Raw genomic sequence first — 465 nt, forward strand, 5'->3', positions numbered from 1 at the left:
GGAACTGTACCAGGCATCGTTAAACCCTTCGTTGCCATGATGTGCTGCCAGTAATCGCTGCGGGTAATCATCGGCCATATGGTTCCAGTTTGCTGAAAATACGCGCAGATCACCCCAGCAGTCCGCGCGCCATCCCGCCCCTCGCGCCACCGCATTCGCCAGGCTTTGTCGACCGCTCATCAACATAATTTTCGGGGTCGAGGGGAAGGCGGAAAAATGCATTGCAACATAGCGGTCCAAATGCGCCGTGGTGTATCGCTCCAATAGTGGCTGCAGATTAGGGAAATTGCTGTTATGCCACTCTCCCCAGGCCACCACCATGCCGATATCGACAAAAGCGAGATTCTCATTACCGTCGTAGCGTTTTCCGAATGCGTTCAGCAGACGCTGGCTGTATTTAATAAACATAAGGTCATCTAAATACGGACTAAATGATTTATTATAAGCTGTCCACGTACCTTTAAA

1 pseudogene is annotated in these 465 nt (G+C 50.5%); it reads right to left on the reverse strand.

Going from position 1 to position 465, the window contains the following annotated elements:
• Nucleotides 1-465: pseudogene (locus ACU8YC_RS27035) on the reverse strand (DUF4832 domain-containing protein); the annotation flags it as partial.

The organism is Citrobacter sp. VF227 (genome assembly GCF_052950715.1).